Raw genomic sequence first — 14,154 nt, 5'->3', positions numbered from 1 at the left:
GATGCTTATGACACATAATGAAACTTTAGGGATTATTGATATCGGTTCGAACTCCATTCGTCTAGTTATATATGAACTGGATCAGGATGAAGCCTATCGCATTATTCATGAAGACAAATTCGCCGCTCGTCTGAGCAGCGTTGTTGAGCCGGATGGAACCATTCTGCGCCATTCTCTGGATAAAGCCATCACCATCTTGCGTCAATTCAAAGCGACCTGTGAAGCGTATCAGACCAAATTGATCCGTGCAGCAGCTACGGCAGCTATTCGCAATGCAAGCAATGTCCTGCAGATTATCGAATGGCTGGAGACAGAGACAGGGCTTACCATTGAATGTGTATCTGGAGATCGGGAGGCCTACTATGGTTTCCTAGGAGTTACTCAATCCATTGATCTGGCCGACGGTTACGTTGTGGATATTGGAGGCGGTAGCACGGAGATTACGGTCTTTCGGGATCGGAAAAGGTTACATAGCATATCCCTCCCTATTGGTGCAGTGAATTCACATGCCCGTTACGGAGGCGAAGATCAGTGGACCGAGGAGAATGCGAATGCACTGTGTAACGAAGTCATTCTAGCTCTCCGTGGACAGGATTGGATTCGTGAGCATCCTGGCCTGCCACTCATCGGACTTGGCGGCACGATGCGTACACTCGCCAAAGTGGAACAGAAGCGAATCCAGTATTCTCTGCCTGTCACCCATCATTATGAGATCGGTGAAGAAGCGATGGAGAACATCGCTCGGTCCTTGCCACATCTCACCTCCGCACAGCGCAAAAAGGTCCCCGGGCTCGCCAAAGATCGCGCAGATATCATTGTACCGGGCGTATTGATCCTGAGAACAGTCTTTCGGTTAATAAAGGGAGATCGTTATGTGGTTAGTGGTGCGGGTTTACGAGACGGGTTGTTGCGAGATTACATGGCTGGAGGTCAGCCGGTCGTTCCGGACGCGCTGAAGGACAGCATCCGCAACTTTATCCATTTTGGTCCGCCTATTCCAGAGAAACGTCTGCAACGGATTCATCAGGATTCGGTTACCCTGTATACGGCACTACAAGGCTCTGCGCCTGATCAAGCAGATGCCCGAATCCTGTATGCGTCCTCCATGCTGCATATGGCTGGTAAGCAGATTAACTATTTCCGTTATGCGCAACACTCGGCCTATTGGATCATGAACGCCAGCATCTATGGGCTCTCTCATCGGGAGACCATTCTCAGTGCCAGTGCAGCCGATTATCATCCCAAAAAAAGAACGCCTCAGCTGCTGAATAAGCACCGGGACATTCTGAAAAACTCGGATGAGCGACATGCTCATCGTATAGGCTCTCTGCTGCGCGTAGCCGAAGCCATCAATCGATCCGAGAGCATCGCTGCAATCGAAGCAAAAAAAGAAAACGACTCGCTGCAGGTGCAATTCACCTGTACAGCTGAGCCGTTACTGGAACTTGAAGGCCTGGAAGAGGCCGTCAAGGATTTACAGGAAGCCTGGGGAGTTAAGTTAACGCACTCCATTCAGCAGGCTTCCAAGGGATAATACCCATGGCCTCCGTCTGACTTCTCAGCGGGGGCTTTTCATTTTCTACAAACACATAATTGCCACCAGGCATAAGTTCTCTGGCTTTGACATTATCCATAAGCGACAGATTAAGAATATCCACCAGCATCTTCTTCAACTCTGGATCGAATACGGGACACATCAGTTCAATTCTTCGATTCAGGTTACGTGTCATCCAGTCTGCACTGGAGATGAATACATCGGGGTTGCCGCTGTTTTCAAAATAAAACAACCGCGAATGCTCCAGGAAGCGATCCACAATGCTAATGACCCGAATATTCTCACTGAGTCCCTCCACCCCTGGACGCAGACAGCATACGCCGCGCACGATCAGATCGATCTGCACTCCAGCCTGAGAAGCCTCGTACAATTCATCAATTATATCCTGATGGGATAAGGAGTTAATCTTGGCAATGATTCTGGAAGGTTTGCCTTTCAGCGCATGCTCTGTCTCACGACGAATCAGTGCGAACAATTCATCCTTCATACCATCCGGAGCGACGTGGAACGCCTGCAATGCCTTCGGACCGGAATATCCGGTAATCTCATTGAATAATTCGGATGCATCTTCTCCAATAACCGGATTGGAGGTGAACAGTCCCACGTCCGTATACACTTTGGCTGTACTCTCATTATAATTACCTGTTCCTACATGAACATAACGTCTCAATCCCTGCTGTTCCCTGCGGACGACAAGAATGATTTTGGCATGGGTCTTCAGTCCAACCAGTCCATATACCACGTGACAACCGGCCTTCTCCAACTTACGAGCCCACGCAATGTTGCGCTCTTCATCGAACCGGGCTTTTAGTTCCACCACAACCGTGACCTGCTTACCACTTTCAGCAGCCAGTGCAAGTGCCGGAATAAGGCGTGAATCGCCGTTGACGCGATATAATGTCATCTTGATGGCCAGCACTCTTGGATCTTCCGAAGCCTCCAATATGAAATCGGTGACCGGTTCAAACGATTCATACGGGTGATGCACCAATACATCCCGTCTGCGCAGCAGCTCGAAATGACTTTCTCTGGGCAGGAACTCCAGTGGATAGACGGGTTTCACCGGACTGTATTTCAGATGCGAGAAGCCTTCCAGACTATCTACGAATCCAGCCAAAAAACTCAGATCAAGTGGTCCATCGATCTCGTACACCGGGTCTTGAATATCGAATTCATCCTGCAATTCGAGCAAAGCATCCGAACGAAAGTCCTTGCAGACTTCCAGTCGTACAGGAGCCCCACGGCGTCTACGTCGCAATTCTTTCTCAATCGCCTCAAGCAGATCTTCCGCTTCTTCTTCATTAATGAACAGATCCGCGTTGCGGGTCACCCGGAATTCCTGTGCAGCAAGCGAGATATATCCGCTGAAGAGCGTATGAATATGATGTTTGATCAGGTCTTCAATCAGTATGAACGTTTTCTTTTTGCTATTCGCCCGAATGGGAGCTTGAACCACACGCGGCAGATTGGAAGGTACCTGAACAATAGCCATAAACGGATCGCCCTCTTGCTCCCCTTCTTTCTGCAGCATCACGGACAGATAGACAGACTTGTTGTGTACCAGTGGGAACGGACGACTCTGGTCTATCGCCATCGGTGTGAGTACCGGGAAAATAATCTCATGGAAGTACTGATCCATTGCGCGCTGCTGTGTCACATTAAGATCGGTATATTCCTGAATGTTTATGCCTTTCTTGGCGAGTAGACGAATAAGTTCACGATACGTTTTATACTGTTCGGCGACCATGGTCCCGGTTCGTTTGATCAATCTGCGGTACAATCCCGAAGGCGTATACCCTGTAAAATCCTTTTGTGTAAATCCGGCCTTGATCTTCTCTTTGGTCTCCGCCACTCTTACACTGACGAACTCGTCCAGATTACTGGCGACAATACCGAGAAATCTCATGCGTTCCAGCAGGGGTGTCGTTGGATCCTGGGCCTCTTGAAGTACGCGCCGATTAAATTCAACCCAACTCAAATCGCGATTAACGTAGTTACCTGTTTTGACGTCTCTATGCATGTATGGCCTCCGAATGTGTTGCATATCTATTCTTGGTTAGAAGTTCTCATATAATTGTACTATTCGTAATCAACATCAAGCGTCAGCGCAGTGTAAACGCTACGTAAAATTTATGTAAATGATACCTTATGGGCGCAACTTTTTCCATCCCTTTACAAAGAGCAATAGACAGAGTAAAGTGATGTACAGTGTGATTTGGTCCGGTTGCTTGTTATCATTTCCAAATATCAGTGTCTAAAGGAGTATATAATGAAATCGAACAAACCTAGAACATTACAAAAAAATATAGAGTTTTTCACGGCTGCACTCTCTCAATGTATCGTAAGCGCATGGCAGGAAGACCCGGCTGGCGTCTACTGTGAAGTAGGTAGCGGCATTGTCGAGCGGATCAGTGAAGACAGCGTACGCATTCGAAACAATGACGGAACGAAGAGTCACTATGCAAGAGATATAACGATGTTCCAGACCGAAAAATAATTTTGCGTAAATACGTAAAAAAGACTAGCTTTCCGAAACCAGGTGTTGTATACTCTTGCCACAAGGAAAGGAGGTGCGTCAACATTTCTAATCACATGTTGAACGTGTCCCTTACCCGATCCACTAGCTCAAAATAAAATGAGTCTGGTGGAGGCGCGGGATACGGATCAATGTTTTAAAAAGCGCCACGGGTAGAAAAGCCGTCTTCGGACGGCTTTTTGTTTTGTCTTTTTTTTGTAGAGAGGTTGAAAAAACAGCCAAAATATTGGAAATAGACCCTTTAGTTGAGTAAACCAGGATGGCTATAATTAGGAGGCAACTCAACCTAAATCCGAGGAGGCATCTTGTAATGTTCAAAAATGTAAGGGGTTTCAAGACATCCATCATGCTGGCTTTTGTTTTGTTATTCACCTCCATTATGCTGCCCGCAGGTCAGCATGCCAGCGCAGCACCGAGTTTCGCCAAAGGAGCCGACATCAGCTGGGTTCCCGGAATGGAAGCCCAAGGCTACAAATGGAAAGATAAAAACGGGGTACAGCGTGATATCATTGATATTTTGAAAAAGGACTATCAAATTAACTCCGTTCGTATTCGGGTATTCGTTAATCCTTCGAATGATTATGGGAACGGTTACATGAATAAGGATCGTGCGGCTGCCCTCGCACAACGTGCCAAGAATGCCGGTATGAGCGTAATGCTCACCCTGCACTACAGCGATTCCTGGGCAGACCCGGGTCAACAGACCAAACCAGCTGCCTGGAAAAACTACACCTTCCAACAGCTCATGGATGCGGTGTGGAATCACACACGTGATGTCATGACTACGATGCAAAGCAAAGGCGTTACCCCGGACTGGGTACAGATCGGGAATGAAACAAGCAACGGCATGTTATGGGAAGATGGCAAAGCATCTACCAACATGAAAAACTATGCGTGGCTGGTAAACACAGGCCATAATGCAGTGAAATCCCTGAGCAGCGGCACCAAAACCATTGTGCATCTGGCAGGTGGAGATGATAACGCCCTCTATGTATGGAATATTGGAGGCCTGATCAATAACGGAGCTAACTTTGACATGATTGCCATGTCCCTCTACCCTTCGGCTTCCGGCTGGAACACCGCTGTGACGAATACGGTAAACAATGCCAAGGATATGATCAACCGTTATGGCAAAGAGATCATCATTTCCGAAATCGGCATGGACAATAACCAGGCTGCGGCTGGTAAAAGTTTTGTGGCGGCGATGAAAAACCAAATCCGCAATCTGCCGAATGGCAAAGGCAAAGGCGTATTTTACTGGGAGCCTCAGGCTACACCAGGATACAACAGCGGCTATGGCAAAGGTGCATGGCAATCGAACATGATGCCAACGGTGGTCATGGAAGGATTTATTGACTAGGTACGGTGGGTAGAAGTGTATTGGTGGGCGCGTGGTGGGCGTTCCGGTGGCGGATCGTTCTTATGATCGCTGTTATCCCCAGATTTTATGAATTCCCCTGATAAGGGGAAAATCCGGGGATAAAGGCGACCGCTCCGCTTCTTCAGAATCGATTCCGCCCCCTCCACTACGTTACTGCTCTATGAGACATTTCTAAAACCGTGTGTAGGCAAGTTATTAGGGTAACGAAATGCGGAAGGCGCTGTTCCCGGTGGGGGGAGCGCCTTTTTTACGTTGGCGAGTTATACGTAGCGTGAGGGCGCACCATGCTGGGCATTTCGGGGGCGGATTGTTCTTATGAAGCAGGCTGAATGCAGAATGGTTTTTTCGCTTACATATGAATATAATAAAATAAATCATGAAGAACATCGGTTAGCTTATTTCAAGAGCGGGGGAATATGGATGAGTTTTTTAAAAGGGATGGGCCAATTGGCTGGAGAAGTTACCGGGAAAGTACTAGGCGGCAGTGTGAGGGTTGTCGGTGAGATTGCGGGAAGTCCCTTTATCAAAGAAATTGGGAACGGCGTAGAAAAAGCTACGATTAATACAGGCAAAACCGTTGGACAACTGGCTAGCGGGACATATGATCTGGCAAGTGGTGCGATCCGAAAAGATGATGCAGCCTTAGACGCCGGGCTTGCCGATATTGGAGGTGCCGTGACTAATACTGCAAAAGGTGTAGCGATATCAGCCAAATATGTGTATAACAGCGGTAAAGATGTTGTCGTAGGTATGAAAGAAGATGATATGGAGCGTGCCAAGCTTGGCGCCAAACACCTTCTAGCTGCTGCTGCCGTAACAACACTCGCTGTCGGTATGGTTGATGCAGTTGATGGGGCTGAAGGTGTAGAAACGGCAGAATCTGATTAGATTATCAATAACACGATAACTGAAGAAAAACAGCTTATTAGGGCAACAAAAATATGGAGACAACTAAATGAGATTTTTTCAAGTAGAATCCGTTGTTTCTTCTGAATAAAGCACGAGTAGATGAACACCGTAACCACGATGGGCAGATATAAATGAAGATCCGGACCATTAGTGCTCGGTAATCTTTCATTAAAAAATCTACCTATCGTCTCGTTGACCATCATAAATCCATATATAATACCGATTATCGCTGAAACTGCAAACTGAAATAGTATCTGAACTACAGCATTCTTTACAAAGAATGGATCACGTTTACGGTAACGGTTACTAACCATCATCTATCTGTTGCCTCCTCGTTTTCTTATTACTACTTTTTGATTATTACTCCTGTATTTTACCACTCCATTGATCTTATGCCTTCTTCATTTTGCTGGGTTATCTTATCTTTTCTTCATAAACGTAAAAATGGCCCTGTCCACCTCATCGGCGGGCAGGGCATTTATAACGATACCAGATCCCTCTGTTCAGCTTGTCTTAGCCAGTCTCGTGGCACGCATCGATGCGGTCGCGTATACGATGAGCGCTGTCCAGATCAGCGCGAAACCAACGAGCAGAACTGGCGAGACTGTTTCCTTGAACACGAACACGCTCAGGATCAGCATGATCGTCGGCCCAATGTATTGCACGAAGCCAAGCGTGGACAACGACATCCGGGCAGCCGCCCGTGCAAAGAAAAGCAGCGGCAGCGCCGTCACCACGCCAGATAGAAGCAATTCGAAGAACATCGGCGCAGGCAGCGTCCATGCTGTTGCTTTTCCCACGATGGCCAAGTAGATCCAGTAGCCGAGTGCGATGGGCAGAACTACAGCTGTCTCCGAAAATAAGCCCACAGAAGCGTCTTGCTTAATCTTCTTCTTCGCTAGACCGTACAAGCCAAATGACACAGCCAGCGAGATCGCAACCCATGGGAAACGTCCGTAGTCGATAGCGATGATGAGCACTGCAACACCAGCAATAGCAATCGCGAGCCACTGCCCACGGTTTGGCTTTTCATGAAGGAAGACAACTGCCAGTAGCACGTTCAGCAACGGGTTCAAATAATAACCAAGGCTTGTCTCAACGACATGACCATTGTTAACTGCCCAGATGAAGATCAGCCAATTAATAGCAATTAGCAGTCCGCTAGCTGTGAGCGATAACATGAGCGAACGGTCAGCCACAATCCGTTTCATGTCACCCCAACGGTGCTGGACGGCAACGAGAATACCCATGAAGACGAACGACCAGACAACCCGATGGGACAGAATCTCGCCTGCTGGTACATTTTCAAACAGCTTCCAATACAGCGGGAGAACCCCCCACATGATATACGCAATGATCGCGTTGATTAATCCATTGTTCATAACCATTTCCCCTCTTAACTCTCTGATGTCTCAACGGATTATACGCCTCGATCCTCGTTTAAGTAAAGGGGGTAATATGTCATGCAGGAAGCCAAGCTCTTGTGCAACCGACTTTGTCTCTAAGCAGAATTTTCCCGTTAGCGTATCGAGATTACACTTTGCCCTTTTTCTTTCTTAGTCTCATGATCATGATGAAGACAAAAATCGCCAAAATTATAAATATGATTGCACCTACGATATACAAATCAATATCTTGCTCAAACATAAACCACATCTTGTGTTCTAAATTCACTTGTTGTTTTGGTGCAAATCCTTCTCCGAATAGTTCAGTTGCTTGATTAAGATTATTCATTTCGATGGTCACACTGCACGGACTACTGCTTAACTCGCCATTCGCTTCACTAAAGTATATTAAGTATTTTTTGCCTTCCTTGAAATCAAACCCCCAAGTATAGTTAGTTGCGACAAGGATTTGAGAGTCAACTTCGGTATTCCAACTCCTCTCAACTTCCACTAAAATATATCTGAATTTCTCTTTTGTGCCCGTAAACCCCTCTTGCTTTAAGTCGACCTTTATTTGCTTTACTTCACCATAAACAGCTCCAGTATTTCTTTCTAACTCTTCTTGGGGACTTCCCGATTCAGCACATGACAGAGCTTTAACATCTTGTACATTTGATATAAAGAACACGGTAGAGAATAATAATATTAACGTGAGTATACGAAGTTTCAATTTTTCCACCTTCTTCTCATGACCTTATTTTCGTACATCTTTATTGACCTTTTCAACAGATAAAATGTTGCACTATCTGTCCTTTAGATGAATAAAGAAGCAACCGATCGGACACGGTTGCTTACTCCCTTTACATTTATTCAGTTATTATTTCGAAACAATCAATAATTTCAAAAAAATAAAACTAAGATATTTTTCTTACAGCAAACCATAGCTCGACAAAATTCAATCCATCTTTACCTCCAGTAATTTCGAACTCCATTCCGTCTACCTGTTCATATCCAGTAGTAGGAAGCCATTCAGAAAAGAAGCGTCTATATAAGGTTTCAATGGTTTCATCGAATTTATCCCATGTAAAGGGATCAGATGAAAAGATCGCCCACGTGTGTGCTGGTATCGTTATACTTGTGTAACCATCGGCTTTACTTGTTTCACCTTTAAATGTACACAACATGTATGGGAAAGTATCCTCTCCAGTTTTTTTGTAGCTGCACACAGCATGTACTTTATGATAATTCCGATTCAACGAGTCTGGTAAATCACCAGCATTTGTAGCAAGTCTTTCAACTTCACCGTTTTCGTGGCTTTGCTTCCATAGCTCTGCCGGAGTCTCTGTTCCGTTTAATTGAAACACTTTCTCGATTCCAAATATTTCGAAGCTTTCTTTTGTTTCGATTCGATAGTTCATAGGCTCTTCCCCTTTTATCGAAATAAGGAAGGAAATCCGAGGATAGGCTTTGAGGGAAGTCCCTTCTTCACGAGCCATCGCTGGATTAACACCATGCAACGATTGAAAAGCTCTTGCGAATGAAACCGGTGATTCATACCCATACTTTATGGCAATATCAACAACTCTCCTATCACTATTCTGCAATTCAATTGCAGCGAGAGTAAGCCGTCTTCTTCGTATATATTCCGAAAGTGAAACATTGGTAATGAACGAGAACATTCTCTGAAACTGATGCGAAGAACAATAAGCACATTGAGCAATTTCCTTCAATTCGATCTCGCCAACTAGATTCATCTCAATGTAATCCAATGCCCGATTCATTCTCATAAGCCAATCCATCTGATCCCTCCTCTTAACAAAAGTATAGTTTCGTTAGGTTTTCGTATCGCAACTATTTGTGCGCAATTAAGTTTCGTAACCGTCGAAAAGTTTATGTCGTAACTCCCCAGTCCGTTGGCTTATCCTTTTTAAGTACCGTATTTCTTTTTCCATTTTTGAAAAATCAGTCTGTTACTTATTCTTTTTTACATATTAAGCTTTCCCAAAGATGGTTTGTTACTGAATAGCTATATAATGGGATTATCAGTTGCGTCCTCTGAACCTTATATATTTTCCTTTATCCAAGAACGCAACTTATCAGCATACAAAGCGCGTTCATCTGGATCGGACGGAAAACCCTTGGACAGATAAAGTTGATCATTCACATATCTAGGGTAAACATGAAGATGATAATGCCACACGTCTTGATTGCCAGCAGGCTCATTGTGTTGCCGCGTAGAAATCCCGTCACATCCATATGTACCTTTCATCGCAAATGCTGTAAGCTGAGCCGCGCGGTGAATTTCAACAGCGTAATCCGCTGGGAGTTCAAAGATATTCTCGAAATGCTGATTAGGGACAACGAGAACATGCCCTTTATTATTTGGCCACCATTTGCCCGCTATAAATGCCGTTACCTTTTCATTCTGATAGATGATATCTCTTTGTTTTGTTCCCTCATCAGATCGTTCGATCCCCCATATACAACAAAATGGACATTCGTATCCTTCGGGCTTATGTGAAAATGATGCTGTCATTTTTCTCATTCAACTCCTTATTGCAGATTTTATATTACTTTTTAGATCCCAATTGGATATCTTCAAATGGTACGTATTTATTTAGTTCAACTTCTTTATATACGCGTACATAATTGATATCAAAGGTTGGAAAAGGAGCCAATTCCTTCATTGTTAAGAGCTTCATTTCTTCAATCCGGAGGAGTAATTCCAATGAAGTAATTCATATTACCGTCACATCCTTTAGCAAACTAAATGAATCTTAAAATCAAAAAGCAGCCGATCCTTTTGATCAACTGCCGATTGGTTACTTTCACTTTCCTCCAACACGAAACACACCAATTGCGGTTTCACCATCCTTGTCATACAGTGGAATATCACGACCATCTGGTGATCTGCTGTTCTGTATCGCAATAGCTTCTTCAGGTGTTTTTGGTTGCTCGCCATCCATGTCTTTTTTCAGCAGATATCCTTCTGTACCATCCACACCAGTAGCCAAGATTAAATCAGGTTCCGTTTCTGGAGAAGTCGCATATGCGGCAGAACCATATGTCTGTCCATTCTTATTTTTCGGATAAAGAGAAGTGAAGTGAATTTGATTCAGCGTATTTTTAACGTTTGTATATTGGGATAACCCTGAACCACTCGATACACTAATCATCAAAACCACAGAGATCAATAGTATAACTCCTTTAGAATACATCTTCACAACTGTTCACTCCCTTATACTTTTAGGCTCGCAGAAATTCCAATGAAGAGCAGATGGCTTTCACACAATCAAATCTTCCTCCCATCTTTAGAATAATATAACATAGATTCAAAGGAGTAGTTGGAAGTTGAACGATAATAATCTAACCTGTCTAACTTTATTGCAGAACATCTCTCTTCCATAACCTAAAATAAACGGACGCCGATCTGTTGAGATCAGCGTCCGTTTGTTATGTTCTATACTATGATATGAAAGTATTACTTCGCTTCGCCAACCACAGTAAAGCGTTCGTTTTTGTGTTGCGGATTTTCAATCTCGTCAACCAAAGCAATGGCATAGTCAGCATAGCTGATGTAGCTTTTGCCTTCACTGTTGACCAGGAGAACATCATTGCCTGCTTGATATTTACCTGTGCGTACGCCTTCCGGATTGAAGAATCCAGCTGGGCTCAGGAATGTCCATTGAACACCAGAGGATTCTTGCAGATCCTGCAAGTTTTGGCCTTGGTTCGTTGCTGTCGCTTTGTAAGCATCAGGGAATCCTGGGGATTCAAAGACACGCAATGTCTTGGACTCGTCCGTGAACAGGCTTCCTGCTCCACCCACGACGATCAGACGAGTGTTTGGTGCATCCTTCAGGATGTTGATCAACGCTTGTCCTACTTCCACATGCAGGTTTTCTTTACCCGCTGGAGCACCAAATGCATTTACAACTACATCGAACGCCTTAAGATCTTCAGCTGTAAGATCGAATACATCTTTCTCCAGCGTATTCAGACTTTTATCTTCCAATTTGGATGCATTACGAACGATTGCCGTTACTTTATGCCCTCTGTCTGCTGCTTCTTTCAAAATCACACTTCCTGCTTTGCCTGTTGCACCAATGATTGCAATGTTCATCATGATCTCTCCTCTGATTTGTTTTGTAGTAAGAACTCATATTGTAACTATAGTAGTTACAACTTGTTTTGTCAACTATTCCTCTCTGCAAAATTATAGAATTCCCCTCAGTACAACAAAAAAAGACCCTGATAGATCATCTATTACAGACTAATCCCATCACTTCGGGTCTAAATTATGGGTTTACCACACACCTTATTGTTCGTAACGTGTTTCATGTTCCTCCACTTTCCTGAGTATCACCCTGCCTTTTTTCTGAATCGACTCATATGCTGCCAGAGCGACTGCTGTGGCCTGTAAACCATCTTCCCCGGAGACTAAAACACTTCTTCCAGACAGGAGTGAGTCCACGAAATCTTGCAGCATATAATAATTCATACGTTCACCCCAATAGCTCCACCTTGCTCTTTCCTCGAGATCGCTGTATACCTCATTTGTCTGTGCGAAAGCATCCATATGTATGACGCCTTCCGTACCGATGATATCTAGCTTTACGTCTCCCCAGAAGGGATATGTCCGATTTCTCGACCAGCTTGTATCAATGAACGCAATCACTCCCTGATCCAATTCAATATGCACCATGCCCGAATCTTCCACCGCCAGATCATGAAACAAATGTCCTTGCTCTGCATATACAGCGGTCGGATCAAGGTTAAACAACCATCGAAGCAGATCAGCTACATGGACTGTATGATCCAGAATCGCTCCTCCCCCGGATTGGGAAGGATCCAGAAACCAGCCCTCTGGTGCTGTACCACGATTGTACCCTTTAACCGCAACCACTTGACCAATGTCTCCTCGCTCAAGCGCCCTTTTCGTCTCCAATACAGCAGGCAAATATCGGCAGGGAAATGCGGTCATCAATTGTACCCTGTATTTGGAGCAGATTTCGATCATGATTTTCATTTCATCCATGCTAATTCCAAGCGGTTTTTCACATAAAATATGCTTACCCGCACGGGCACTTTCCATCACCATGCTCGCATGCTTCACATTCTCTGAACATATAATTACGGCATCAATCTCAGGAAGCTGCAGCATGATGCGGTAATCTTCGTAATACGAGATATGGCCTTGATCAAGAAGAGTCATAACCCGCTCCATGTTATCATCGGCGATGGCGACTACCTCTACATTCTTTATCGCGGCGAGCTCCCGAAAATAACTGAACGCATGGGGATGAGCGAAGCTGATCATGCCAATACGCAATCGTTTCATCTGAATGCTCCCTCCTTCTCCTCAAAACCTTTCATATTGACAGAGTCTCCGCTGTAGGCAGAATGGAGTGCAGCACGGGCAATTCGAGACGCATTACAGGCATCCTGAAACGTGATCTTAGGCTGATCCCCGAATTGGATACATTGAATGAAATGAGACAGTTCACGTTCATAGGCCGTTTCAAACTCAGGACTTTTCCTTAAAACGATAGGTGTGTGTGTCCTGTCGTCCGTTCCCGTCGTTGACATACGGCCTACTCCTCCATCCTGACGGATAACCACTGATTTGGCCTTCTCGGAATTTGCATGCAGGATTCCCCGATCTCCCGCGAATTCCATCGCTGTCTGGAACGGCCCCGGGTATCCCCACATCCCTTCCAGATTGGCGATAGTTCCTTGTTCGAATCTCAAGGTTACCCAAGCATAGTCCAAATGAGGAAGGGTTCGTCGCTGGGCATACACGGAACGTACCTCTCCAAGCACACTGCGCATATAATCGATGTCATGGATCATCAGATCCATAATGACACCACCGCTATGCCTCTCATCGTTGTACCAGTTCTTCATCAGCCCCGGATGGGGTCCGATACGACTGGCATGGGCAACCCCAGGCTTCCCTATAACTCCGGCAGCGATCTGACGGGCGACATCGATATAGGCAGGGAAGAAGCGACCCACATGTGCAATAAACAAATGAACCTTGTTCGAACGACAGACGACATCCATCATTTCGGCTTCTTTGGCCGTCGAACTGACCGGTTTCTCACAGATTACATGCACGCCCGCTTCAGCGGCCATGACTGTATACGTGCAGTGCAAAGATGTAGGGAGGCAGATGCTCACCACATCCGGGCGCTCCCCGCTCAACAAATCCTCAAAACGGCTGTACGCTGTCGTTCCGTAACCATCAGCCAGCCTGTCAGCCTCATCCTTCTCCACATCACAAACCCCAACCAGTTCAACATTTTTCAACTTGGCATAACTTTTGGCATGTACGGCTCCCATCGTTCCGCATCCGAGTACAGCAGCTCTCACAGCTTATCCCTCC

At 45.3% G+C, this 14,154-nt stretch carries 13 protein-coding genes; 4 read left to right on the top strand and 9 right to left on the bottom strand.

The window, feature by feature from the left end; all coding sequences use genetic code 11:
• Positions 1–7 precede the first annotated feature (7 nt).
• The gene (locus FS628_RS21830; RefSeq protein ID WP_186327917.1) at positions 8–1,534 is read left to right on the top strand and encodes a Ppx/GppA phosphatase family protein; all 1,527 of its coding nucleotides are present in this window, start codon (positions 8–10) and stop codon (positions 1,532–1,534) included.
• Here the strand turns inward: FS628_RS21830 and ppk1 are convergent.
• A complete protein-coding gene (gene ppk1, locus FS628_RS21825) occupies positions 1,494–3,575 on the bottom strand; it encodes a polyphosphate kinase 1 (protein WP_145325105.1) in 2,082 nt (693 codons plus the stop codon). The genes FS628_RS21830 and ppk1 overlap by 41 nt on opposite strands.
• A gap of 249 nt (positions 3,576–3,824) precedes the next feature.
• On the opposite strand from ppk1, the gene FS628_RS21820 reads away from it, so the two are divergent.
• The 3 genes from FS628_RS21820 to FS628_RS21810 all read left to right on the top strand — a co-directional run bounded on the left by FS628_RS21820 (position 3,825) and on the right by FS628_RS21810 (position 6,360).
• Entirely contained in the window at positions 3,825–4,052 is a 228-nt protein-coding gene (locus FS628_RS21820; RefSeq protein WP_145325104.1) for a hypothetical protein, read from the top strand.
• Between the two features lie 349 nt (positions 4,053–4,401).
• The gene (locus FS628_RS21815) at positions 4,402–5,451 is read left to right on the top strand and encodes a glycosyl hydrolase 53 family protein (RefSeq protein WP_145325103.1); all 1,050 of its coding nucleotides are present in this window, start codon (positions 4,402–4,404) and stop codon (positions 5,449–5,451) included.
• Between the two features lie 441 nt (positions 5,452–5,892).
• Entirely contained in the window at positions 5,893–6,360 is a 468-nt protein-coding gene (locus FS628_RS21810) for a hypothetical protein (protein WP_145325102.1), read from the top strand.
• A 524-nt stretch (positions 6,361–6,884) separates the two neighbouring features.
• Here FS628_RS21810 and rarD read toward each other — a convergent pair.
• The 8 genes from rarD to FS628_RS21770 form a co-directional block, all read right to left on the bottom strand.
• Positions 6,885–7,763, bottom strand: a complete 879-nt coding sequence (gene rarD, locus FS628_RS21805; RefSeq protein WP_145325101.1) for an EamA family transporter RarD — start codon at positions 7,761–7,763, stop codon at positions 6,885–6,887.
• Positions 7,764–7,914: 151 nt separating this feature from the next.
• Positions 7,915–8,505, bottom strand: coding sequence for a hypothetical protein (locus FS628_RS21800; RefSeq protein ID WP_222125271.1), 591 nt, complete (start codon positions 8,503–8,505; stop codon positions 7,915–7,917).
• 175 nt (positions 8,506–8,680) lie between these two features.
• Positions 8,681–9,565 (bottom strand): AraC family transcriptional regulator, encoded by an 885-nt coding sequence (locus FS628_RS21795; protein ID WP_145325099.1) that lies wholly within the window; start codon positions 9,563–9,565, stop codon positions 8,681–8,683.
• A 263-nt stretch (positions 9,566–9,828) separates the two neighbouring features.
• Entirely contained in the window at positions 9,829–10,302 is a 474-nt protein-coding gene (locus FS628_RS21790; RefSeq protein ID WP_145325098.1) for an HIT family protein, read from the bottom strand.
• Between the two features lie 292 nt (positions 10,303–10,594).
• Positions 10,595–10,960: a hypothetical protein gene (locus tag FS628_RS21785; protein ID WP_145325097.1), complete on the bottom strand. Its 366-nt coding sequence runs from the start codon at positions 10,958–10,960 to the stop codon at positions 10,595–10,597.
• 287 nt (positions 10,961–11,247) lie between these two features.
• Complete coding sequence (locus tag FS628_RS21780) at positions 11,248–11,889, bottom strand: NAD(P)-dependent oxidoreductase (RefSeq protein ID WP_145325096.1); 642 nt, start codon at positions 11,887–11,889, stop codon at positions 11,248–11,250.
• Positions 11,890–12,084: 195 nt separating this feature from the next.
• Positions 12,085–13,107, bottom strand: a complete 1,023-nt coding sequence (locus FS628_RS21775; RefSeq protein WP_145325095.1) for a Gfo/Idh/MocA family protein — start codon at positions 13,105–13,107, stop codon at positions 12,085–12,087.
• Entirely contained in the window at positions 13,104–14,141 is a 1,038-nt protein-coding gene (locus FS628_RS21770; RefSeq protein WP_145325094.1) for a Gfo/Idh/MocA family protein, read from the bottom strand. The genes FS628_RS21775 and FS628_RS21770 overlap by 4 nt, the downstream gene beginning before the upstream one ends.
• Between the last annotated feature and the right edge of the window lie 13 nt (positions 14,142–14,154).

The sequence above is a fragment of the Paenibacillus xylanexedens genome (assembly GCF_007676705.1).
GTDB lineage: Bacteria > Bacillota > Bacilli > Paenibacillales > Paenibacillaceae > Paenibacillus > Paenibacillus xylanexedens_C.
Note: the sequence above shows the minus strand (reverse complement) of the source record. Positions and strands in the feature narration are given on the sequence as shown.